1 protein-coding gene is annotated in these 417 nt (G+C 44.4%); it reads left to right on the top strand.

Annotated elements, in window-relative coordinates; all coding sequences use genetic code 11:
- Positions 1–417: hypothetical protein (locus tag ACVCZW_RS00340; RefSeq protein ID WP_452231331.1), on the top strand; the 417-nt coding region annotated here is incomplete at both ends.

Raw genomic sequence — 417 nt, 5'->3', positions numbered from 1 at the left:
GCAAGTCCAGGAACCTGCGGAACAAGTAGCACACAAACGGTAACTGTTTTAACCTCCGGAAACGCTTCTTTTAATACGACAGCAACTTGTGATGGCGGAACATCAAATATAACCGGAGATCTTGGCGGAAGCTTTACTTTTAATCCGATGCCAACGGATGGAGCAACAATAAACGCAACTAGCGGAACGGTAACTAATGGAATTTCTGGAACAACCTATACGATAGAATACACGAGTCCAGGAACCTGCGGAACAAGTAGCACACAAACGGTAACTGTTTTAACCTCCGGGAATGCTTCTTTTAATACGACAGCAACTTGTGATGGCGGAACATCAAATATAACCGGAGATCTTGGCGGAAGCTTTACGTTTAATCCAATACCAACCGATGGTGCAACAATAAACGCAACTAGCGGA

Source organism: Lacinutrix sp. MEBiC02595 (genome assembly GCF_053601555.1).
This window is presented reverse-complemented; position numbering and strand designations above follow the sequence as displayed.